At 42.5% G+C, this 21950-nt stretch carries 27 protein-coding genes and 1 pseudogene; 3 read left to right on the forward strand and 25 right to left on the reverse strand.

Annotation, left to right across the window (positions count from 1 at the left end; translation table 11 throughout):
- Window positions 1-129: 129 nt before the first annotated feature.
- Window positions 130-305: pseudogene (locus BM213_RS10485) on the reverse strand (YitT family protein); the annotation flags it as partial.
- Between the two features lie 85 nt (window positions 306-390).
- Between BM213_RS10485 and BM213_RS10490 the strand changes: the two are divergent.
- A complete protein-coding gene (locus BM213_RS10490; RefSeq protein ID WP_091703864.1) occupies window positions 391-645 on the forward strand; it encodes a DUF2624 domain-containing protein in 255 nt (84 codons plus the stop codon).
- A gap of 23 nt (window positions 646-668) precedes the next feature.
- Here the strand turns inward: BM213_RS10490 and BM213_RS10495 are convergent, their stop codons facing one another.
- Together BM213_RS10495 and BM213_RS10500 are read right to left on the reverse strand one after the other, a co-directional pair.
- On the reverse strand, window positions 669-1556 hold the full coding sequence (locus BM213_RS10495) for a deoxyribonuclease IV (protein WP_091703867.1): 888 nt from the start codon (window positions 1554-1556) through the stop codon (window positions 669-671).
- A gap of 13 nt (window positions 1557-1569) precedes the next feature.
- Window positions 1570-2850 carry a DEAD/DEAH box helicase gene (locus tag BM213_RS10500; RefSeq protein ID WP_091703870.1) on the reverse strand — a complete coding sequence of 427 codons (1281 nt, stop codon included), beginning with the start codon at window positions 2848-2850 and terminating at the stop codon, window positions 1570-1572.
- A 157-nt stretch (window positions 2851-3007) separates the two neighbouring features.
- On the opposite strand from BM213_RS10500, the gene vrrA reads away from it, so the two are divergent.
- Window positions 3008-3451: a VrrA/YqfQ family protein gene (gene vrrA, locus BM213_RS10505; protein WP_091703872.1), complete on the forward strand. Its 444-nt coding sequence runs from the start codon at window positions 3008-3010 to the stop codon at window positions 3449-3451.
- A gap of 67 nt (window positions 3452-3518) precedes the next feature.
- Complete coding sequence (locus BM213_RS10510) at window positions 3519-4466, forward strand: 4-hydroxy-3-methylbut-2-enyl diphosphate reductase (RefSeq protein WP_003393940.1); 948 nt, start codon at window positions 3519-3521, stop codon at window positions 4464-4466.
- 9 nt (window positions 4467-4475) lie between these two features.
- Here BM213_RS10510 and BM213_RS10515 read toward each other — a convergent pair whose 3' ends face one another.
- The 22 genes from BM213_RS10515 to mtaB all read right to left on the reverse strand — a co-directional run bounded on the left by BM213_RS10515 (window position 4476) and on the right by mtaB (window position 21845).
- Complete coding sequence (locus BM213_RS10515) at window positions 4476-5594, reverse strand: Nif3-like dinuclear metal center hexameric protein (protein WP_091703875.1); 1119 nt, start codon at window positions 5592-5594, stop codon at window positions 4476-4478.
- Window positions 5591-6295 (reverse strand): tRNA (adenine(22)-N(1))-methyltransferase, encoded by a 705-nt coding sequence (locus BM213_RS10520; protein ID WP_091703928.1) that lies wholly within the window; start codon window positions 6293-6295, stop codon window positions 5591-5593. The genes BM213_RS10515 and BM213_RS10520 overlap by 4 nt, the downstream gene beginning before the upstream one ends.
- A 90-nt stretch (window positions 6296-6385) precedes the next feature.
- Window positions 6386-6748 carry a cytochrome c550 gene (cccA, locus tag BM213_RS10525; protein ID WP_091703878.1) on the reverse strand — a complete coding sequence of 121 codons (363 nt, stop codon included), beginning with the start codon at window positions 6746-6748 and terminating at the stop codon, window positions 6386-6388.
- 109 nt (window positions 6749-6857) lie between these two features.
- Window positions 6858-7391, reverse strand: coding sequence for a hypothetical protein (locus tag BM213_RS10530; protein ID WP_091703889.1), 534 nt, complete (start codon window positions 7389-7391; stop codon window positions 6858-6860).
- A gap of 74 nt (window positions 7392-7465) precedes the next feature.
- Window positions 7466-8584, reverse strand: coding sequence for an RNA polymerase sigma factor RpoD (gene rpoD, locus BM213_RS10535; RefSeq protein WP_091703891.1), 1119 nt, complete (start codon window positions 8582-8584; stop codon window positions 7466-7468).
- Window positions 8577-10391, reverse strand: coding sequence for a DNA primase (gene dnaG, locus BM213_RS10540; RefSeq protein ID WP_091703892.1), 1815 nt, complete (start codon window positions 10389-10391; stop codon window positions 8577-8579). The genes rpoD and dnaG overlap by 8 nt, the downstream gene beginning before the upstream one ends.
- Before the next feature lie 291 nt (window positions 10392-10682).
- Entirely contained in the window at window positions 10683-11489 is an 807-nt protein-coding gene (locus BM213_RS10545) for a pyruvate, water dikinase regulatory protein (protein WP_091703894.1), read from the reverse strand.
- 12 nt (window positions 11490-11501) lie between these two features.
- Window positions 11502-12131 (reverse strand): transcriptional regulator CcpN, encoded by a 630-nt coding sequence (ccpN, locus tag BM213_RS10550; protein ID WP_208601908.1) that lies wholly within the window; start codon window positions 12129-12131, stop codon window positions 11502-11504.
- 91 nt (window positions 12132-12222) lie between these two features.
- Window positions 12223-12984: a DNA repair protein RecO gene (gene recO, locus BM213_RS10555; RefSeq protein WP_091703899.1), complete on the reverse strand. Its 762-nt coding sequence runs from the start codon at window positions 12982-12984 to the stop codon at window positions 12223-12225.
- Between the two features lie 19 nt (window positions 12985-13003).
- Complete coding sequence (locus tag BM213_RS10560) at window positions 13004-13147, reverse strand: YqzL family protein (RefSeq protein ID WP_091703901.1); 144 nt, start codon at window positions 13145-13147, stop codon at window positions 13004-13006.
- 99 nt (window positions 13148-13246) lie between these two features.
- Entirely contained in the window at window positions 13247-14155 is a 909-nt protein-coding gene (gene era / locus BM213_RS10565) for a GTPase Era (protein ID WP_091703904.1), read from the reverse strand.
- Window positions 14156-14222: 67 nt separating this feature from the next.
- Window positions 14223-14609, reverse strand: a complete 387-nt coding sequence (locus tag BM213_RS10570) for a diacylglycerol kinase family protein (RefSeq protein WP_003393913.1) — start codon at window positions 14607-14609, stop codon at window positions 14223-14225.
- Window positions 14610-14615: 6 nt separating this feature from the next.
- Window positions 14616-15083 (reverse strand): rRNA maturation RNase YbeY, encoded by a 468-nt coding sequence (ybeY, locus tag BM213_RS10575; RefSeq protein ID WP_003393910.1) that lies wholly within the window; start codon window positions 15081-15083, stop codon window positions 14616-14618.
- Between the two features lie 70 nt (window positions 15084-15153).
- Window positions 15154-16116, reverse strand: a complete 963-nt coding sequence (locus BM213_RS10580; protein WP_091703906.1) for a PhoH family protein — start codon at window positions 16114-16116, stop codon at window positions 15154-15156.
- Window positions 16117-16119: 3 nt separating this feature from the next.
- A complete protein-coding gene (yqfD, locus tag BM213_RS10585) occupies window positions 16120-17307 on the reverse strand; it encodes a sporulation protein YqfD (RefSeq protein ID WP_091703909.1) in 1188 nt (395 codons plus the stop codon).
- A gap of 11 nt (window positions 17308-17318) precedes the next feature.
- Window positions 17319-17603, reverse strand: a complete 285-nt coding sequence (gene yqfC / locus BM213_RS10590; protein WP_091703912.1) for a sporulation protein YqfC — start codon at window positions 17601-17603, stop codon at window positions 17319-17321.
- 53 nt (window positions 17604-17656) lie between these two features.
- On the reverse strand, window positions 17657-18004 hold the full coding sequence (locus tag BM213_RS10595; protein ID WP_091703914.1) for a hypothetical protein: 348 nt from the start codon (window positions 18002-18004) through the stop codon (window positions 17657-17659).
- 7 nt (window positions 18005-18011) lie between these two features.
- Entirely contained in the window at window positions 18012-19001 is a 990-nt protein-coding gene (gene floA / locus BM213_RS10600) for a flotillin-like protein FloA (protein WP_091703917.1), read from the reverse strand.
- The gene (locus BM213_RS10605; protein ID WP_244149260.1) at window positions 18998-19660 is read right to left on the reverse strand and encodes an NfeD family protein; all 663 of its coding nucleotides are present in this window, start codon (window positions 19658-19660) and stop codon (window positions 18998-19000) included. The genes floA and BM213_RS10605 overlap by 4 nt, the downstream gene beginning before the upstream one ends.
- Before the next feature lie 101 nt (window positions 19661-19761).
- Window positions 19762-20205 (reverse strand): GatB/YqeY domain-containing protein, encoded by a 444-nt coding sequence (locus tag BM213_RS10610; RefSeq protein WP_091703923.1) that lies wholly within the window; start codon window positions 20203-20205, stop codon window positions 19762-19764.
- A 14-nt stretch (window positions 20206-20219) separates the two neighbouring features.
- Entirely contained in the window at window positions 20220-20393 is a 174-nt protein-coding gene (rpsU, locus tag BM213_RS10615; protein WP_003393897.1) for a 30S ribosomal protein S21, read from the reverse strand.
- Window positions 20394-20492: 99 nt separating this feature from the next.
- Complete coding sequence (gene mtaB, locus BM213_RS10620) at window positions 20493-21845, reverse strand: tRNA (N(6)-L-threonylcarbamoyladenosine(37)-C(2))-methylthiotransferase MtaB (RefSeq protein WP_091703925.1); 1353 nt, start codon at window positions 21843-21845, stop codon at window positions 20493-20495.
- Window positions 21846-21950: the final 105 nt, after the last annotated feature.

A 21950-nucleotide genomic window follows, 5' to 3' on the forward strand; every position in this document is an offset into this window, starting at 1 on the left:
TCTATCCTATTTTCAGCAAAATATAGTTAAGGCGATTCATCTCCCACTTACTCCGCTTCGCTTCGTTGAAGTGGGAGTCTTCTCGCCTAATTAAGATAAAAGCGTTTGGATCAATTTCGTATACAATCGATTAGAAAAAGTATGATCAAGAATAAGGGCAATACCGATTATCCCGCCGTCAATGATTTCATTTGGAACTAAAAACAACTCGATCGATAGCGCTTGCAAGCGTTGCACCGATCGTCATCATGACAACGCGATATAGTAGATGACTTACTGTTTCTTTTTTTGTGCTCCCTTTTCATCCGAATCTCCCCTTTCATTTATTTCATTATACCATCGCACATCTTCTCCTTCTTTCTCATATCGTAAAACAAGGAGGGATGCTTCGTGAATGTATATCATAAAATTGTCCAACATAAAATGAAGTCGATCACCGCGGCCGAGTTAATGATGTACGCAAAACAATACAACGTGTCGCTTTCACCCAAAGATGCCGAAATCGTCGTTCAAATGATGCGCGAAAAAACGATTGATGTGTTTAACGAGCAAGCTAGAAAAGATTGGATTCGCGAACTCGCCTATCAAACGTCTCCACAACTTGCCAAGCAAGCAAATGACTTTATCCGCCAGTTTATACAGTAAGAAGGCTGCCTGTTGACAGCCTTCTACTCAGCAATTTTCTCACGAACATGCGGATCGAACTGTTGCGCACGCAACATCGCAATTTCAAATCGATACGGTGGCTTTGCCGCTGACTTTTCACCAACATAAGGCGTCTCTAAAATTTTCGGCACATGCATGAGCTGTGGATGGTGCACAATATAATTTAGCGCTTCAAATCCGATATAACCGAAACCGATGTTTTCATGGCGGTCTTTTCGGCTTCCGCACGGATTTTTACTATCATTAATATGCAGTACTTTTAAACGATCAAGCCCTACGATGCGATCAAATTGTTCTAACACGCCATCAAAATCGTTAACAATATCATATCCTGCATCATGCGTATGACACGTATCAAAACAAATAGATAATTTATCGTTATAAACGACACCGTCAATGATTTTCGCCAACTCTTCGAAGCGGCTCCCGCATTCCGAACCTTTTCCAGCCATCGTTTCTAATGCCACTTGCACTTGTTGATCGGGCGTGATTACTTCGTTTAATCCTTCTATAATTTTAGCTATTCCTGCCTCAATTCCTGCACCGACATGTGCACCGGGATGAAGAACAAGCTGCTTGGCGCCAATCGCTTCCGTTCGTTCAATTTCCGAGCGCAAAAAAGAGACGCCAAGTGAAAACGTATCCGTATTCGTTGTATTACCAATATTAATAATATACGGAGCATGAACAACAATTTCATCAATGCCATGCGCTTTCATATGGGCAATTCCTTGATCAATGTTTAACTGTTCAATCGGCTTCCGCTTTGTATTTTGCGGTGCCCCTGTGTAAATCATAAATGTGTTTGCCCCGTATGAAACGGCTTCTTTACTCGCTGCTAATAGCATCTCTTTCCCGCTCATCGATACGTGCGAACCAATTTTTAACACACCATTCTCTCCCTTATTTCTTTTTCGCTCTTTGTTTTTTCAGTTGCTCACGCAATTTTTTCTTATATCCTGGCTTTACTTTCTTTTGTTTTTTCGCTATTTTTTCCACAAGTTGCTCAACTTCATCAACTTTTTTCCCTCTTTTACGTCCGTTCCATGCGTCGAGCTCGACCCATTCCCCATGACGCAAGTCGCGATGGAGAAACTGAATCCCCTTTTTTTCTAGCTTCACAAGCGCATGTTGATCTGATGCTTCATAAATCGTCGTTGCAATCCCAGCATAGCCAGCACGTCCTGTGCGACCCGCACGGTGAACATAAAAGTCTAAATCCGTCGGCAGCTCGTAGTTTATAACATGGCTGACGCCTTCAATGTCAATGCCTCGCGCTGCCAAATCTGTCGCAACAATGTATTGAAATTGCAAGTCCCGAATGGCCTTCATCGTTTTTTTCCGCTCGCGTGGTGTTAAATCACCATGTAGCACACCTACTTTTAATCCTTTTTCAATTAAACCTTCCGCTACTTCATCAGCCGTTTTGCGCGTATTAGCAAACACGATAGCTAAATACGGATTATAACTAACTAATATATCATATAAAAGCTGCAAACGGTCGCGATGACGGAGCGGAACAAGAATATGTTCAATCGTGGACGCTGCTACTTGTTTCGGAGCGATATGAATATGAGTTGGGTTCTCCATATACTTTTTCAAAAACGGCTTCAGCTTCTCAGGAATTGTTGCAGAGAAGACAAGCATTTGTAAATCTCCAGGCATTCGTCCTGCCACTTGATCGACGTCCGTAATGAACCCCATATCGAGCATGACATCCGCCTCATCAATAACAAGCATGCGAGCAGTATGAACAAATAAAGCCTGTTCACGAACGAGATCATAAACGCGTCCTGGTGTACCAATCACAATATGAGGTTGTGTTTTTAATTTTTCAATCGCTCGCACCTTATCCGTCCCACCGACAAAACAGCGCGCTGTAATTCGATGATCATCTGGACAAAATTTCGTAATTTTTAACACTTCATGATAAATTTGTGTTGCTAACTCACGAGTCGGTGCTGTAATGACTGCCTGCACTTCTTCCACATGTGGATCAATACGCTGGATGATCGGCAATAAATAGGCATGGGTTTTTCCTGTCCCTGTTTGCGACTGACCGATGACGCTTTCCCCCCGCAATACAGCAGGAATAACACGCTCTTGAATCGGTGTCGGTTTATGAAACTGCATATGATGAATCGCTTCTATAATAAACGGATGAAACGAAAAACGTTCAAACACGATTTCTCATCCCCTTTCTTATTCAGTAAAAAAATAAACCAGTTACATATTATATACGAACACTAACCGTTCATTCAACTATATGAACTTTTGTGCATATCGTAATATAGATGAAAAAAGCAAAGTTAGCTAGCTCATATGGAAAGGAGGATTTTCATTGCGACACCCATTTATGTTTCCGCCTTCTCGTTCGCCAATGCCGCCCATGTGGCAACAACCTATGATGCGACAAATGCAAGGAGGGATGTTTTCACGTTTGTTTGGCAGTCAACTTCCTGCCCAAGGCGCTCTACCGAGCATTGATTCGATGTTAACGAATGTACAAAAAATGTTGCACATGGTTCAAACCATTACCCCAATGGTTCAACAATACGGTCCGCTCATTAAGAGCATGCCTTCAATGATGCGAATTTTTCGCGAGTTGAAACAGTCTGATTCCACAGCAAGAACAAGTGAAACAGCAAGCGAAACAAGCGCTGCTACGACTGAGAAACAAATAGTAAACAAACAACGTCCCGTTCCAACTGCACACGAACAAAAAGAGCAAAAACAAGAAAAAACGAAGAAAAAAGGGCAATCCATTCCAAAACTATATATTTAACTTTTGTATGTTCGCTCCTTCTTTTATATAATGAAAACGACAAACACGCCGAGAAGGAGCGATCCATATGGAAGTGATAAAAATTACGCCACGCGGATATTGTTACGGAGTCGTCGATGCGATGGTCATCGCCCGCAACGCCGCGCTCGATCCCACGTTACCAAGGCCGATCTATATTTTAGGCATGATCGTTCATAATAAACATGTCACAGATGCATTTGAAGAAGAAGGTATTATTACACTCGACGGTCCGAATCGACTTGAGATTTTAGAAAAAATCGATCATGGAACGGTCATCTTTACCGCTCATGGCGTTTCACCTGAAGTGAAACAGCGTGCGCGAGAAAAAGGGCTCGTCACCATCGATGCGACATGCCCAGACGTCACAAAAACACATGAGCTCATTCGCGAGAAAGTTGCTAACGGATATGAAGTCATTTACATTGGAAAAAAAGGACACCCTGAACCTGAAGGAGCGATTGGCGTCGCACCTCATGCCGTCCATTTAATCGAAAAGCCTGAAGATGTGGAACAACTGAATATTCAATCAGAACACATTATTGTGACAAACCAAACAACAATGAGTCAATGGGACGTTGCACATATCATGGAAAAAGTAAAAGAAAAATATCCACATGTGGAAATGCATCGTGAAATTTGTTTGGCGACGCAAGTACGGCAAGAAGCGGTCGCTGAACAAGCGAAAGAAGCGGATGTGACGATTGTTGTCGGCGACCCGCGAAGCAATAACTCGAATCGACTTGCTCAAGTATCTGAAGAAATTGCCGGAACGAAAGCTTATCGAGTAGCGGATGTGACAGAAATCGATATTGAATGGATTAAAGATGCGAAAAAAGTAGCGGTTACCGCTGGTGCATCGACGCCAACACCGATTACAAAAGAAGTCATTGACTTTTTAGAGCAGTTTGATCCAAATCGTCCTGAAACGTGGACTCGTGAACGAAAAGTACCGCTAACAAAAATTTTACCAAAGGTGAAAAAAAGAGGCGAATAAGCCTCTTTTTCATATGAACGTAAATGGTTCTGTATTCATTTGAGACACATATATATCAACTGCAAATTTTTGTTGTGCGCACATCGTTTTTAATACGTTCGCTACTCCTTCTTTCATGACTTTTTCGACATGATGTCCCGGATCAACAACATGTAAACCGAGCATTAACGCATCATGTGCGACGTGATAGTATAAGTCGCCAGTAACGTACACATCCGCACCTCGCATTTTTGCCTCGCGAATATATTTATTTCCGTCTCCTCCGATAACCGCTACTTTGCGAATGCGGCTATCTAACTCGCCGACGACACGAACAGCCGGCACTTGCAATGACGCCTTCACATGTTCAGCGAATTGTTGCAACGTCATTTCTTCGCTTAACTTGCCGATCCGTCCAAGCCCATATGCCGTTCCTTTATTTTCAAGTGGATATATGTCATATGCCACTTCTTCATACGGATGTGCCTGTAACATAGCTCGCACCACTTTTCGTTGCAAGCTGGCAGGAACAATCGTTTCAATCCGCACTTCTTCTACTGTCTCTAACGTTCCTTGCTGACCGATAAACGGATTGGCTCCCTCTTCTGGTAAAAAAGTGCCAACCCCTTCACTGTTAAATGTGCAATGACTATAATTTCCGATATGCCCAGCCCCCGCATCACCCAATGCTTTTCTCACCGCATCCGCATGTGTACGCGGTACATATACAACAAGCTTTTTTAGCGGCTCCTCATACGTTGGAACGAGAACGTCAACGTCTTGCAGTTGCAAAGCTTCAGCAAGCCAATCATTCACCCCTCCTTTTGCAATATCTAAATTCGTATGCGCAGCGTAGACGGCAATATCGTGTTTTATACATTTTTCAATCATTCGGCCGTACGGCTGGTCGGTCACAATATGTTTGAGCGGGCGGAAAATTGGTGGATGGTGGGCAATGATTAAATCGATTTGATGTTCAATCGCTTCATCGACAACTTGTTCTAACACATCTAGCGTAATCATGACACGACGAATCGGTTTATTTAATGTACCGATTTGCAAACCAATTTTGTCGTCTTCCATCGCCAAATGTTTCGGAGCAAATTGTTCGAACAGCTGAATGATTTCGTATCCGTTTGGCGTTTTCATCGTTTTAAAGCCTCCTCTACTAAGCGTAATGTTTCAATAAACTGTTGCTTCTTTTTTATCGCTTCTTCTGTTTTTGCATGTTTTAACTGCTCGATCACATCGCGCCAATGACTCATTTCCATCATCCATTTTTTTTCGAACGCTTCATTTCTTTCTTTTAATAAAAATGGACCGAGCAGCAATTCGACATGAAGTTGTGTATATGGTCGATACGGATGACCTCGTTCGGCAACGAGCACTTCATAAATTTGTCCATCTTCCTCTAAAATGCGCTCATCAATCAATTCCCAATTATTTTCTAAAAGCCATTTACGCACAATATGAGCGCCAACGTTCGGCTGTAAAATTAACCGTTTAACAGCGCATAGTTTTTCTCTCCCTGCTTCTAAAATGTTGGAGATGAGCGTCCCTCCCATTCCGGCAATCGTCACACAATCAACTTCATTTGGCGCTACAACTTGTAGACCGTCTCCTTTACGAACGGAAATAACGTGAGAAAGTCCACATTTTTCTACTTGCTGTTTTGCTGAGCGAAACGGTCCATCTGCTACTTCCCCGGCAATCGCTTTTGTTATGTATCCATGTAAATACGCATAACATGGCAAATATGCATGATCTGATCCGATATCTGCCAACACGCTTCCTTTTGGAATAAATGAAACGACCGTTTGCAATCGCTTAGATAATTGTAATTCATTCACAATGATCACCACGCTTTTTTCTTCAGTTTATCACGTTTTACAAAAAATGAAAAATCCCTTCACCGAAGTAAAGGGACTTTTCAGCTTCGTTTATTTCAATTCGGCAAGCCATTTCGCCATTTCTTCTGCTTGATCCGCAGGTACTAATCCTCCAGGCATGCTGCCAACACCATTCACCAATACATCTTTAATTTGGTCGACAGATAAACGATCGCCCACACCTTTTAATGCCGGGCCAACGCCACCTTCATAGTTCGCTCCGTGACATGTAACACAGCTTTTTTTGTAAATGTCTTCTGGATTGGAAGCTACTGTTTCTTCTGTCTTTGCGCCGCCTTCTTTCTCTTTTGCAACTTCTTTCATATCCCCAAGACCTTTTACAGACAGAAAGAAAATGAGACCAACTCCCATCACCATGATGAGTACGAATGGGATTAACGGATTGCGATTCATATTTCACCCTCCCTTATGTAATAAAGCATGTTTTTCAAAATGAAAACGTTACAAACAACTTTATTGTACTTTAAATTTCTAGAAAGGAAAAGCCCCGTATGTAAATTTTTTAAATGAAAAACGAAGAAATAAAAAGGATGATACCAACAATCCCGGAAATGATGAAATACGTAAGAGAGAAACGCCAACCAATCAATAACCAGATGAAACAATTGAACATAACTGCAATGGCTAATGCGCTCGTACTGCCTGAAAAATAAACGTCACACAATCGAATCGAAAAAAGGAGGAGCGACAAAGCTCCAATAATAAGCGCAATATGTGTCAACATTTTGTTTTGTGCAAAAAAACGAACAGCTATAAAACAAATTATGACAAAAAGTGACAAAATGAGCGTTTGCAAAACAAACGACAATTCAGTAAAATAAATGACAAGAAGAGCAAACGGTAAACATATGCCGATCATCACCGCGGTTGCGCGAATCGCCCATGTCGGCACTTGTCTCGCTGGCTGTTCAACATCGTCACGATTTCCTTCTGTATACAGTGCAAGAAGAAAATTGCAATATTGTTCCGGCAACAGCCGCGTCTTCTTCCAATACTTAATTTCGTTAATAATGATCTCTTTTCGTTTTTGTTCCATTGAATACGCATTCCTTCCTAAATAAAGAAATAGCTTACTTCTATTGTAAGAAGTAAACTATTTCTTGTAAACGGTTATTCTAAAAAGTCTTTTAAACGTTTGCTTCGGCTTGGATGACGCAGTTTCCGCAACGCTTTTGCTTCAATTTGACGAATGCGTTCGCGCGTCACACCAAACACTTTTCCGACTTCTTCGAGCGTTCGCGTACGTCCGTCATCAAGGCCAAAGCGAAGACGAAGCACATTCTCTTCCCGATCTGTTAGCGTATCTAACACGTCTTCGAGCTGTTCTTTCAATAGTTCATACGCCGCATGTTCGGCAGGAGATGTCGCATCTTGGTCTTCAATGAAGTCACCTAAATGCGAATCGTCTTCTTCGCCAATCGGTGTTTCAAGCGACACAGGTTCTTGAGCAATTTTTAAAATTTCTCTCACTTTTTCTGGCGTTAAATCCATCTCTTCTGCAATTTCTTCAGGAGATGGCTCGCGACCGAGATCTTGCAACAGCTGACGCTGAACGCGAATAAGCTTGTTAATCGTTTCGACCATATGGACAGGAATGCGGATCGTACGCGCTTGGTCAGCAATGGCGCGCGTAATTGCTTGGCGAATCCACCATGTCGCGTATGTGCTAAACTTATACCCTTTGCGGTAGTCAAATTTTTCGACCGCTTTAATTAAGCCCATATTCCCTTCTTGAATTAAGTCAAGAAAAAGCATACCGCGACCAACGTAACGTTTCGCAATGCTTACGACGAGGCGAAGATTCGCTTCTGCTAGACGACGTTTAGCTTCTTCGTCTCCTTGTTCAATACGTTTCGCTAGTTCAATTTCTTCTTCCGCTGACAATAGCGGAACGCGGCCGATTTCTTTTAAATACATGCGAACAGGATCGTTAATTTTCACGCCCGGCGGAACGCTTAAATCGTTTAAATCGAACTCTTCATCTTTCAAATCGTCGAAATCTGGATCGTCTAAATCAGCATCATCGAGATCAGACTCGCCGACGACTTCGATACCTTGTTCGCTCAAATACTCATAATATTCATCCATTTGATCGGAATCGAGATCAAACGGGGATAATCGTTCAGCAATTTCTTCATAGGTAAGAACACCACGTTTTTTACCTAGTTCAACTAATTGTTCTTTTACTTGTTCTAACGTTAAATCGGAATGTGTTGACTTTTCAGCCATTTATTCCCCTCCTTCCAAAATGCAAAGACTTTCGCAATGCGATGATCTCACTTGCAATGCGTTTGGCGCGCTCATAATCTTTTTGCCGTTCGGCTTCACGCAGCCGCGCTTCTTTTTGCTTCAACAACTGTTCTTGAGGGTAATTGAGCACGCATTGAATATAATCTTGTAACTCTGCTGATGAAATATTTTCGTTTATCGGCATCATCGCCAGCTCTGTAACGGTGCGCTTTAATTGTGGATCATGAATGCGTTCAAGTAAAGAACTTACATCGGGTTCGTGTCCTTCTTCGTAAAACGCATATACATAAGCAACAATGGCGCGATGTTCTTCAATGTTGAATGCTCCTTCAATCGCTTGTTGAACCGTAAAGGCGATCGCTTTATCACGCAACATATGCGCGATTAACATCCGCTCCGCCTTTTGAAAGGCTGGCAACAATTTCGTTTTCGTAGGCGGCAATACTGTTTCGCGATGCTCTTTCTTGCGTTCGACTTGTTGCTTCTTCCCATATACCGCCATTTGTTCGCGCAATGCATCCATTGAAATAGAAAACTCATCAGCAAGTTGCCGCAAGTAATAATCGGCTTCAATCGCATTAGATAATCGGCTAATTTCTTTTACCGCTTCTTCAATATAGCGAAGACGCTCGCTTTCGTTTTGCAAATGACGACCGCGCTTTAAATATTCAAGCTTAAACGCCGTCAACGACAAGCTCGCATCAAGTACGTGATGACGAAAACGATCAGCACCGTATCGACGCACGTACTCATCAGGATCGAGCCCATCTGGCATCATCGCGACTTTTACGTAGCAACCAGCCTCAACGAGCGTTTCTGACGCCCGCAACGCAGCATCTATCCCAGCTCTATCACCATCGTAACAAACGATCACCGACGAGGCGTTTCGACGCAGCATACGTGCTTGCTCTTCTGATAACGCCGTCCCCATCGTTGCTACCGCATGGGTAATGCCCGCTTGCACAGCAGCAATTACATCTGCAAACCCTTCAAGTAGAACGACTTGCTGCTTTTGCCTCATCTGCAAACGCGCCTCATGAAAATGATATAAAATGTTTCGTTTATTAAAAATGGGTGTTTCAGGGCTATTGACGTACTTCGGATCTTCGTTTCCGAGCGTTCTGCCCGAAAAGGCAACCGTTTCTCCTTGATGGTTATGAATCGGAAACATAATGCGGTGGCGAAAACGATCAAAATATGAGTCCTCACCTGATTTTTTCGCAATTAAGCCCGCTCGTTCCATAAGCGGAAGGGAAAAGCCTTTGTTTGCTAAAAACGTGACAGCCGCATCCCAAGATGGCAAAGCGTAGCCAATTTCGAACTGTTCAATGACCTCGAGCGTAAATCCACGTTGAAGCAAGTAGTTTAGTGCTTCCTCTCCTTCATTTGTATGCATAAGCAAATGGTGATAAAACTTCTTTAACAGCTCATGTGCTGCAACCATCGCCGCTGTTTCTGTTCGTTTAGCCGATGGATGATCATCGACGACGTCCGATAAGTCCACATTTGCCCGCGGCGCCAATCGCTTTACAGCCTCAATGAATGTGATCCCTTCAATTTCCATTAAAAACGAAAACACATTTCCGCCTGCTCCACATCCAAAACAGTGGTAAATTTGTTTTTCTGGTGAAACAGAAAAAGAAGGTGTTTTCTCTCCGTGGAAAGGACATAATCCAAAGTAGTTGCGCCCTTGCTTCTTCAATGAAACATATTGCTGAATGATGTCTACAATATCGACTGAGCGACGAATGTGCTCAACCGTTTCTTCAGGAATGCGTTGTCCCATGTTCCAACAGCTCCAAACATATTTCGACAAAACTCGTTTCTGATATAGAAATGTTTCGTATGTTTTTATTCTCCATCGCGCGAAACAATCCTTCTTTTTGCGAAAAAAATATTGTCGAAAATCCCGATGCATTGTCACTTGACAATTAGCTATAAATAGTTTATTCGTCCTATGTTCAGTCTAAACCTGTTTTATCACAATTTTTTATTATAATATAAAAAACATGAGTTGGCTATAAAAATACATCAAAATGAAAAGCACATATCACCATTGTGACTGTGCTCCATTCGTTTATTTATCTCTTTTCCGCATAATATTCATAATGACGTTTGCTGTTTCTTCAACAGCTTTATTTGTTACATCGATGACTTCGCAGCCAATTTTTTTTACAATGCCATCAAAATATTGCAATTCCTCTTTAATCCGATCGATATTTGCATAAATGGCGCGATCATCTAACCCAAGCGACTTCAATCGCTCACGACGAATTTCATTTAACTTTTCTGAGCTAATTTTCAATCCAAAACATTTTTCTGGCGACACTTGAAATAACTCTTCTGGCGGATCAACTTCTGGAACGATGGGCACGTTCGCTACTTTAAAGCGTTTATGAGCTAAATATTGTGATAATGGCGTTTTTGACGTGCGTGATACGCCAATTAACACGATATCTGCTCGCAAAATGCCGCGTGGGTCACGTCCATCGTCGTATTTGACTGCAAATTCGATAGCTTCAATTTTACGGAAGTAATCTTCATCTAATACACGAATAGGTCCTGGCTCGCAACGTGGCGTCATTCCGAATAGTTGTTCCATTTGTTCAATGAGCGGTCCGATAATGTCATATACTGGAACCCCTTCACGTGCCGCCTCCGCTAATAAAAATCGGCGCATTTCTGGTATCACTAATGTAAATACAATGATCCCCTGGTTCATTTTAGCTAAAGCGACAACTTCCGATAACGTCTCAACGTTCTCTACGTACGGAACACGTCGGAACTGCACGAGCGCCCCTTGAAACTGACTCGCCGCCGCCTTCACAACGAGTTCTGCCGTCTCTCCTGCTGAATCGGATACGACGTATACGATCTGGCTCATGTTTTTCCCCCTTTAAAGCACGTCTTCTTTCGCTAGCGCGACAAGCACCTTCGTCATATTTGTTTTCGTGATGCGCCCAACAACTTCATACCCTTTGTCTACTTTTTTAACGACAGGCATCGCATCAATTTGTTTTTCAATCAATTTTTGGGCGACATCGATAAGTAAGTCATCTTTTTCACAAAAAGTAATGTTTGGCATTCTCGTCATAATAATATTGACAGGGATCGATGTTAACTCTTGTTTTCCGATGCTCGCGCGAAGCAAATCTTTCCGAGATAAAACGCCGACGAGTAAAGATTCCTCGTCCACGACAAACAACGTGCCAACATCCTCTAAAAACATCGTGACAATCGCATCATAGACGCTCACGTTTTCATGAATGACAACAGGAATGGATTGATAGTCACTTACTTTAATTTTTCTAATTTTATCGGCAAGCAACTGCGTCCCTGTTTTTCCTGTGTAAAAATAACCGACACGAGGTCTCGCCTCTAAATATCCCGCCATCGTCAAAATGGCCAAGTCCGGTCTCAACGTCGCACGCGTCAAATTAAGCTTCTCAGCGATGTGCTCACCTGTAATCGGACCGTGATCTTTGACGATTTGCAAAATTTGTTCTTGACGTTTATTGAGTTCGATTGTCGCTCACCACCTTACAATAGGCTACATTATAAGACCATATTATAATTCATCTTCATATTTTGCAAACAAAAGTGGGAAGCGGACAACGTTATATTTGTCCGCTTTCACCTTTTAATGTATGGAGCTGCCGTAGAAAACGTTTTGTCTTTAACGATAGACCTGAATATTCATCGTAATAGGCTGAGATGATCGTTTGTAGTTGTTGTTTCGTTTCTTGTTTGACAGCGATTCGACCAATACGGGACAAATCAACGTAGTAAAAAAGGCGAAGCAACTTCAACACCGATGAGCTCATCGATATGCGGTGTGGATCGCGCTCAAAACAGCGATGACAGAGAAATCCTCCCTCTATAATTGAAAAAGCGAACGTCCCTTCTGTTTGTCCACAAACAGCGCAGCCGTCCAACTTCGGATACAATCCGAATGCTGGGAGGAGCTTCATTTCGTATATGTACGTCAGCACCTCAGCATCGAGCCCTTCATTCATATACGTGAGCGTTTGTAAAAGAAGTTCAAACAAATACGGATTCGGTTTTCTTTCTTCCGTTGCTTTATCTGTTAACTCCACAATATATGACGCGTATGCTGTCAAAAAAATATCTTCTCGTATATGCCGCATCGTTGAAAGCAATTCCCCTTGATGCAAACTTCCGACGCCACGGCTTTTTTGTACGAGATACATTCCGTATGTAAACAATTGCGTAACGGAAGAAAGGCGGCTGCTAGGCTTTTTCGCTCCTCTTGCCATCGCAGCAACCTTTCCCCATTCGCGCGTAAATAGCGTAACGATTTTATTCGTCTCTCCGTAGTCGATTGTTCGAATAACAATTCCTTCACACTTTTCAAACATGCAACATAACCTTCCAACGTTAAAGGACGTGGTAATCTCGTTCTGCTAAGTAATACGTCTCATTATTCCCTTGCTCTTGCGCTTCGCGTTCTAGCTCCTTAAATAAAAGATACGTGTCAATATTTCCTGTTTGACTAAACAGTTTCCAAGTAAAATCGAGCATTGAACCACACCTTTCTCTCGTTAGTTGACGGTGATTGAGCAGCTCATTTGTAGTTTGTCCTTCTCTCGCTGTCACGATGTCTTTTAAAATTTTACAGCCTTAATATTCGTCTTCTCGATAACCTAGATCCCGCAACTGTCCCATTTTATTGCGCCAGTCTTTTTGCACCTTTACCCATAGTTCTAAAAATACTTTTGAACCGAGTAGCGCCTCAATATCGACGCGCGCTCGCTGGCCGATTTCTTTTAACATTTGACCGCGCTTGCCGATAATAATTCCTTTTTGCGAATCCCGCTCAACAATAATCGTAGCCGCCACGTATACTGTATCGCTATTTTCACGACGTTCGATCGAATCGATAACGACCGCAATCGAATGAGGCACTTCTTCTCTCGTCAAATGAAGCGCCTTTTCTCGGATAAATTCAGCAATAATGAAGCGCTCTGGATGGTCTGTTACTTGGTGCGCCGGATAATATTGTGGCCCCTCAGGCAAGTAGTTTTTAATTTGTTGCAGCAACGTTTCGACATTGTTGCCTTGCAACGCTGAAATAGGAATAACTTCAGCAAACGCATGGAGCGAGCGATATTGCTCAATGAGCGGCAATAGGTCGTCCGGATGCACTTCATCGATTTTATTAATGACTAAAAACACCGGTGTTTGCACATGCTTTAAGCGCTCGATAATAAATTCATCTCCGCGACCGAGCCCTTCTACCGCGTTTACCATAAATAAAATTAAATCGACCTCTTGCAGCGCGCTTTGCGCTACTTTCACCATAAAATCGCCAAGCTTATGTTTCGGCTTATGAATGCCTGGCGTATCAATGAAAATGATTTGTGCGTCATCTGTTGTGTACACACCTTGAATTTTATTGCGCGTCGTTTGCGGTTTATCGCTCATAATCGCAATTTTTTGCCCGATGACGCGATTTAAAAATGTAGATTTCCCTACATTCGGTCTTCCGATAATAGCTACGAATCCTGACTTATATCCTTCCTGAATCATAAAAACCTCCATCGCATAAAGTTATGCTTGATTTTTATTTTACCAAAATATGAACGCGACTTCACTACTATTTATGAAAATGTAAAGAATTTTTAAAAAATACATACATATAAGGAAAGAAAATGGAAATCCCTATAACGACGGAAAGCATGGCAAAAACGAGCACAGCACCAGCCGCCAAATCTTTCGCTTCTTTCGCTAACGGTCGATACTCATCCGTCACTAAATCAACCGTCCGTTCAATGGCGCTATTGACTATTTCTAAGCTAATGACTGCTCCAATCGTCAGCAACAAAATCAGCCACTCCATTTTCGAAATACGAAACACCGTCGCCGCAACAACTACGACGGACGTTGCTGTTAAATGAACGCGCATATGTCGCTCATGACGAACAGCGAGACGAATACCGTTTAAAGCATATGACATGCTCGCAATCAATCGCTTCCAGCTCATCATTTATCATCTCGTTAAACCGAACTGTTGTAACAATTGTTCTTGTTTTGCAAACATCACTTTTTCCTCTTCTTCCGTCTCATGATCATAGCCAAGCAAATGTAAAAAACCATGCACCGCTAAAAAGCCGAGCTCACGCATAAACGAGTGGCCGTATTGCTCTGCTTGTTCACGCGCTTTTGGCAAAGAAATGATAATATCTCCTAGCACAGGCGGCAAGTCTGCACCGATAATTTCGATTTCTTCTTCCCCCATTTCTTCAAGTGCAAACGAAATGACATCTGTCGGTGCATCTTTTCCACGATACTCACGGTTTATTTCACGAATTTTTTCATTGTCAACAAATGTCACACTCATCTCAGCGCCACTCGGCACGTTTTCTTCCTTTGCAGCATGTTGCAATAGCTGCTCAAGCAACTCAAGCTGTTCGTCGGTTACTTCATTTGTTTCATCTATAAAATCAATGATTAGCACGCAAATCCCTTCTTCCTCTATATGATTATGACAAAAGTGCAAAAAGGACCCACAACAATATGGGTCGCATTTACATTCCAGCTTCTTCATATGCAGCAATAATTTTGCCGACGAGCGGATGGCGTACAACATCAGCTTGCTCCAAAAAGACGAATGAAATTCCGTTTACATTCGTCAAAATATCTTTTGCAATCGCAAGTCCGGAGCGGACGCCTTTTGGCAAATCAACTTGCGAAATATCGCCGGTAATGACCATTTTCGAACCAAATCCGAGGCGTGTCAAAAACATTTTCATTTGCGAAGGCGTCGTATTTTGTGCCTCATCTAAAATGACAAATGCATCATCTAACGTTCTACCGCGCATATAGGCAAGCGGAGCAATTTCAATTGCACCGCGTTCAATTAGTCGCTGTGTATGCTCATGACCAAGCACGTCATGAAGCGCATCATAAAGCGGACGTAAATACGGATCAACTTTCTCCTTTAAATCTCCCGGCAAAAAACCTAAATTTTCACCCGCTTCCACAGCTGGCCGCGTTAAAATAATTCGCTTGACTTGTCCGTTTTTCAATGCCTGGACAGCCATCACAACCGCTAAATACGTTTTCCCTGTTCCTGCTGGTCCAATGCCAAAAATTAAATCGTGACGCTGAATGGCAGAAACGTATTGACGTTGACCAAGTGTTTTCACACGGATCGCTTTTCCCTTTGCATTTTTGCCAACTTCTTCGTTGTACAGTTCCACAAAGTAAGAAATTGTGCCATTTTTGGCCATTTGTAGTGCATAAAGCACATCCCGTTCACTAATTACAATGCCTTTGCGAATGACAAGCAACAAATGGCGCAATAATTCATCAACAAGTTCAATATGTTGTTTGTTTCCTGAAACGCTGATCGCTTCTCCGCGCGTTACAATCGAAACACCTAGTTCTTGTTCAATTCGCTTTAAGTGAATATCGTGCGTACCAAACAAAGCGAGCGCTTCATCTGCATTTTGTACGTTAGGGTAAATCGTGACAAACTGTTCCGACATTCCTCAGTCTCCTTGAATAATTGGTTGTGGTATCGCAATGTTTTCAATGACTTGATAGTGCATTTCTACTTTTACTTTACCATTCTCCTTAGCCTCATGCAAAACTTTTTCACCTTGAATAGTCGCGTCTGCTGGCAATTTCCGTTTTAACTGCTCGCGAGCTATTTGTTTCGCTGCTAATTTAGCTTCATCATATGAATATTCCCGAACTACAACCTCTTTTTCGCGCCACACTACTTTTTCATAAATAACAGGCAACGTCCACGTCAAGAACCGAAACGTTTTTTCATCAACTTGTTTTTCAAATTGTGAAAATTGCTCTTTATCGTTCCAAAAAAACGGAATTTTCCACGACCAGAGTCGAAGATAATGTGTTTCACGCTTCTTTCCTGTAAACATGTAAAACGTCGTCTTCATCGGAACGACAACGGTAGACTTGTACCATGTTTCTCCTAAAATTTGACCGCGCGCAGGCACGATCTCCGTTTGCCCTTCTTTCCCAATGAAACCTGAGACGAGCAGTTGTCCTGGAACGACGTGATCATGAACTTCTACAACCGCTTGACCTTGTTCAACAAACATATACGTAATAACTGCTTTTTTCTTCGCAACGAGATGTTGGGGAGTGTGCGATTCTGTTTGTTTCGGTTGCTTTTTTTCGACTACTTGACAATATAGCGTCGTTCCACGCCATTCAACACCAATCCATGTAATCGTATCTATGTTGTTCATAATTGTTTTTTGAATGGACTCGGGGGTAGGGACGACAAATTGTAGCGCTCCTCGTTCAACACCGATTTTTTTCAATTGTTGTCGAACCGCATGTTCCGTTTCAGCGTTTCCTCCTGTCACTTCAATTCTCCAAACCATATTAGATAATAAAAATACAATACATATAAAAACAACTAATCCGACAACGATGCCGCTATTTTTCCATGACGCTTTCACCCAAAACGGTGCCCCTTTTCGCTCGAGAATATACAACTTACAACCACTTTTTCGCATTGCAATACGCACATGACGAAGATCGCGGAGAAATATATAACATGTGAGTGAATGTTCCCCCTCTCGCCTTACGTCCCATATGTATATGCCCCGTCTTGTGCATTCATTTAATAATCGTTCTAATCCTTTTCCAACAATGCGTATACGCAAGTTTCCTGACAGCCGATACATCCATTCGTTTTTCACACCCGCCCCCCCTATTCTTCCAAATACAGCACTTGGCTAATTTTCCCCTCAAGCAAAATCTCTTCAGGCAAAATCGTTTTTATGCTAAACGACTCCCCTTTAACAAGTAGCTGACCATTTTTTAACAATAAGCGCAACTCACGGTCCGTAAATAGAAGCAAACCGCGATGATTTTCTATGTAGATGTGAATATGTCCAATCATCGTAATACGGGGGAGATCAACGATGACATCTGCCGGCAATTCCATTTGATTCGTTAGCCATTGCCGCATTTTGTTTTTCCAATTTCTTATCATAAACAAAACCCCCTTTCATCTCATATGTATGAGAGAAGAGGGGGTTATAGCACTTATTTTCGACCAAACGGTCGCTTCGCGCGCGGCGGACCAAGCACTTCAGAAAAAATTACACCTTGTACGAGCGGATGTTTAGGCAACGTTTTAGCTTTCCGCTCATATTTTACAGGTTGTTCAGACGGTGCAATATGCTTGTGTTCCTTTTCTACAACACGGTGCGACCGCTGAACATGTTCCTCTACTGACGCATTCGCCCGTTCATGAACAACTTGCGATGGTTGCTGTTGCTTTTCGACTACTTCCGTCATTTGTTTTACTCGCTTGCCAATCCACGAAAGAAAAAAACCTAAAATAAACACGAAAAATAAATTGTCAAAGAGCCAATCAATGAGCATCATCATTCATTCCTCACTTTTGCTCGTCATCAGGATGTTGTGTGAGCTTACCGATCGAATCACGCATATTTGTATCTGCCATAATGTTTTTCAAGTTCATGTAATCCATGACACCGAGCTTACCAGAACGAAGCGCCTCCGCCATCGCAAGTGGTACTTGCGCTTCCGCTTCAATCACTTTCGCTTGCATTTCTTGCACGCGCGCTTTCATTTCTTGTTCAAGCGCTACTGCCATTGCGCGACGCTCTTCTGCTTTCGCTTGCGCAATCTTTTTATCTGCTTCCGCTTGGTCTGTTTGTAATTCCGCACCAATGTTTTTCCCGATATCAATGTCGGCAATATCGATCGATAAAATTTCAAACGCCGTCCCTGAATCTAACCCTTTAGCTAACACCGTTTGAGAAATCATATCTGGATTTTCTAGCACTTTTTTATGATCGTCTTGTGAACCGATCGTTGAAACAATTCCTTCTCCTACCCGCGCAATAATCGTCTCTTCACCAGCACCACCAACTAAACGATCAATATTTGCGCGGACAGTAATGCGCGCTTTCGCTTTTACTTCAATACCATCCATCGCTACACCGGAAATGAACGGCGTTTCAATGACTTTCGGATTGACGCTCATTTGTACGGCTTCCAATACGTTTCGGCCAGCTAAGTCAATCGCTGCGCAACGTTCAAACGTTAAATTAATGTTCGCTCTTTGGGCGGCAATTAAAGCGTTAACGACGCGGTCAACATTACCGCCTGCTAAATAATGGCTTTCTAACTGATTAATTGTCACATCTAATCCCGCTTTTTTTGCTTTAATGAGCGGATTAATGACGCGCGATGGAATGACGCGACGCAATCGCATTCCGATCAGCGTAAAAATGCTGATCGGCACGCCGGAAGCAAGCGCTGAAATCCAAAGCATGACCGGAACAAATGAAAAGAAAACAGCTAAAAACACAAGCCCTAAAGCAATAGCGATAATAAATAAAAATTGATCTGGTGTCATACGACTTCCTCCTCTTTTTTACATTCACGAACAACAATTTTTAATCCGTCTACATAGATGACTTCCACGGGACGATGTCGTTCAATATACTCTCCTTCTGTTACGACATCTAAACGTTGTCCATCAATTAATGCAGTTCCAGCGGGACGTAAAACTGTTAACGTCTCACCACGCTTTCCAATGAGATCAATGCGCGCCTCATGAGACACATATCCTTTCTCATTTCTCTGTTCGTCAGTTAGCACAATTTTTTCAAAAAGCGCCATCTTCTTTTTAGCAACCCGGCTAAGCCATAGTCCCATAATAAGCGCACTAATGACCGCTACCGATAAAGACACGGTAATGAACGGAGAATGCTTGGCGGCTAAAAATAAACTCCAAACGAGCGTACTTACCCCCGCAAAACCGATTACACCACCGGGTACAAACAGTTCAATAACTAACAAAAGGAGACCTATAGCAAATAATATGATCGCCTCGACGCCTGTTAAACCAGCCGCTAAATGCGACGAGAAAAAAAGAAAAAAACAAATGAAGCTTATTGTTCCTTTCCAATTCCAACGCGCATCGTACAGCTGCGCAACAAACGTCACGCTACCGACGATCAACAAAAGCGCAACGAGAAACGGGTGCGTCAAAGCGATAATGAAACCGGTCATGCTTTTTCCTCCCTTCATCTTTAATATGTACGTATAAGAAGAAAAAAAGTTTCAAAAAAACGAAAACACCTTACAATGCTGTAAGGTGCTGTAAGGTGTTTTTAGCTTAACTGCTGTTGAACAAGCTTGTTTACGAGCGAGCCGTCCGCTTTTCCTTTCACTTTCGGCATGATCGCTCCCATTACTTTACCCATATCCGCTTTTGAGGAAGCGCCTACTTCGGCAATCGTTTCTTTCACGATTTGCACAAGCTCTTCTTCGCTCAACTGCTTCGGCATGTAAAGTTCAAGAACCGTAATTTCTTCTTTTACTTTATCAACAAGGTCTGTGCGACCAGCTTTTTCAAATTCTTGGAGGGAGTCTTTACGCTGTTTTAATTCGCGAGAAAGTACGGTTAATTCTTCATCTTCGGTCAACGTTTTACCAAGTTTAATCGCTTCGTTTTGTAAAGCGGATTTTACCATACGAATGACCGACAATTTGTCCTTCTCTTTGTTTTTCATCGCTTGCTTCATATCATTGTTCAAACGTTCGAGAAGACTCATAAATACACCCTCTTTTAATATTTGCGCTTTCTAGCCGCTTCAGACTTTTTCTTGCGTCTTACGCTTGGCTTTTCATAGAATTCGCGCTTTCTTGCTTCTTGTAACGTACCTGTTTTTGAAACCGCACGTTTGAAGCGACGAAGAGCATCTTCAAGCGACTCGTTTTTACGAACGATCGTTTTTGACATCCTACTTCCCTCCCTCCGAACAAAACCGCTAATCCTTGTCACATGTAGAACATGTACCTTCAAAGTATAATATAACCAAGTCCATAAGTCAACTTCTTTTTACGAGCTTAACCGAATGGTATCGTCGACATCGTGAATAACACGGACAAACTCGCCTTCGTTATACGGATAACCGGCCTTCGTAATCTTTACTTTCACGAGTTGACCGACCATGTCTTCGGTCGCTGGAAACTTCACTTTTAAGTAGTTGTCTGTATAACCGACGTATAGGCCGCTCGTTGGATTTTCTTTATCAAGTTCTTCGGGAATGACTTCTAGCACTTGTCCTTCAAACATCGACGCATATTCTTTCGCCAATTGATCAGAAAGCGCGATTAAACGATGGACACGTTCATTTTTTATTTCCTCGTCCACTTGATCAGGCATTCTCGCAGCTGGTGTACCTGTCCGTTTCGAGTATGGGAAGACGTGCAATTCAGAGAAACGTTGCGCACGAATAAATTCATACGTTTCCATAAATTCTTCTTCCGTTTCCCCTGGGAAGCCGACGATAACATCAGATGTAACGGCTAAATCCGGAAATACTTCGCGCAAACGAGCTAATCGTTCCGCGAAAAATTCGGTCGTATATTTGCGGCGCATCCGTTTTAACACGGTGTTTGAACCGGATTGTAGTGGAATGTGCAAATGACGGACAATTTTATCCGACCGTTTCAACACGTCAATCACTTCATCTGTAATTTGGCTCGCTTCAATCGATGAAATGCGCAAACGTTTTAATCCTTTCACTTGCTCATCAATATCGCGCAACAACATGGCAAAGTTATAATTTTTCATATCTTCTCCATATCCGCCTGTATGAATACCCGTTAATACGATTTCCTTATAGCCTGCATCTACAAGCTGTTGCGCCTGACGAATGACTTCTTTTGGATCGCGCGAACGCATTAAGCCGCGCGCCCACGGAATAATGCAAAACGTACAAAAGTTGTTACATCCTTCTTGAATTTTAAGCGATGCGCGCGTGCGGTCGGTAAATGCAGGGACATCAAGTTCTTCATACACGCGCGTCTTCATAATGTTGCGCACCCCATTAATCGGCTGACGTTGTTGTTTAAACTGTTCAATGTACTCTAAAATTTTCCCGCGATCTTGTGTGCCGATGACGATATCAACACCCGGAATCGCCATCACTTCCGCCGGGGACGTTTGCGCATAACAGCCCGTTACACATATGACTGCATCTGGATTACGGCGCACCGCGCGACGAATGACTTGACGGCTTTTCTTATCCCCTGTATTCGTTACTGTACACGTATTAATAACGTATACATCAGCGTGGCTTTCAAAGTCTTTTCGCTCGTATCCTGCTTGTTTAAATAACTGCCAAATCGCTTCTGTTTCGTAATGATTCACTTTGCATCCTAACGTATGAAATGCAACCGTTGGCATGTAGATCACGAAACTTACGCAAGGAAGCCCCTGCCTTTAGGCACGGCGAGGAATTGCACCTTACGCAAGTTCCGCCACCCCCTTTCCATAAGCATATCCGTCAAA

Source organism: Anoxybacillus pushchinoensis (genome assembly GCF_900111795.1).
GTDB lineage: Bacteria > Bacillota > Bacilli > Bacillales > Anoxybacillaceae > Anoxybacillus > Anoxybacillus pushchinoensis.

Excerpts from the sequence above, each read along its gene's own strand:
- BM213_RS10510 (WP_003393940.1), top strand. The coding sequence starts at position 3,519 with ATGGAAGTGATAAAAATTACGCCACGCGGATATTGTTACGGAGTCGTC.
- BM213_RS10515 (WP_091703875.1), bottom strand. The coding sequence starts at position 5,594 with ATGAAAACGCCAAACGGATACGAAATCATTCAGCTGTTCGAACAATTT.
- cccA (WP_091703878.1), bottom strand. The coding sequence starts at position 6,748 with ATGAATCGCAATCCGTTAATCCCATTCGTACTCATCATGGTGATGGGA.
- BM213_RS10530 (WP_091703889.1), bottom strand. The coding sequence starts at position 7,391 with ATGGAACAAAAACGAAAAGAGATCATTATTAACGAAATTAAGTATTGG.
- rpoD (WP_091703891.1), bottom strand. The coding sequence starts at position 8,584 with ATGGCTGAAAAGTCAACACATTCCGATTTAACGTTAGAACAAGTAAAA.
- dnaG (WP_091703892.1), bottom strand. The coding sequence starts at position 10,391 with ATGGGACAACGCATTCCTGAAGAAACGGTTGAGCACATTCGTCGCTCA.
- BM213_RS10545 (WP_091703894.1), bottom strand. The coding sequence starts at position 11,489 with ATGAGCCAGATCGTATACGTCGTATCCGATTCAGCAGGAGAGACGGCA.
- recO (WP_091703899.1), bottom strand. The coding sequence starts at position 12,984 with ATGTTTGAAAAGTGTGAAGGAATTGTTATTCGAACAATCGACTACGGA.
- BM213_RS10560 (WP_091703901.1), bottom strand. The coding sequence starts at position 13,147 with ATGCTCGATTTTACTTGGAAACTGTTTAGTCAAACAGGAAATATTGAC.
- era (WP_091703904.1), bottom strand. The coding sequence starts at position 14,155 with ATGATTCAGGAAGGATATAAGTCAGGATTCGTAGCTATTATCGGAAGA.
- BM213_RS10570 (WP_003393913.1), bottom strand. The coding sequence starts at position 14,609 with ATGAGCTGGAAGCGATTGATTGCGAGCATGTCATATGCTTTAAACGGT.
- BM213_RS10580 (WP_091703906.1), bottom strand. The coding sequence starts at position 16,116 with ATGTCGGAACAGTTTGTCACGATTTACCCTAACGTACAAAATGCAGAT.
- yqfC (WP_091703912.1), bottom strand. The coding sequence starts at position 17,603 with ATGATAAGAAATTGGAAAAACAAAATGCGGCAATGGCTAACGAATCAA.
- BM213_RS10595 (WP_091703914.1), bottom strand. The coding sequence starts at position 18,004 with ATGATGATGCTCATTGATTGGCTCTTTGACAATTTATTTTTCGTGTTT.
- floA (WP_091703917.1), bottom strand. The coding sequence starts at position 19,001 with ATGACACCAGATCAATTTTTATTTATTATCGCTATTGCTTTAGGGCTT.
- BM213_RS10605 (WP_244149260.1), bottom strand. The coding sequence starts at position 19,660 with ATGACCGGTTTCATTATCGCTTTGACGCACCCGTTTCTCGTTGCGCTT.
- BM213_RS10610 (WP_091703923.1), bottom strand. The coding sequence starts at position 20,205 with ATGAGTCTTCTCGAACGTTTGAACAATGATATGAAGCAAGCGATGAAA.
- rpsU (WP_003393897.1), bottom strand. The coding sequence starts at position 20,393 with ATGTCAAAAACGATCGTTCGTAAAAACGAGTCGCTTGAAGATGCTCTT.
- mtaB (WP_091703925.1), bottom strand. The coding sequence starts at position 21,845 with ATGCCAACGGTTGCATTTCATACGTTAGGATGCAAAGTGAATCATTAC.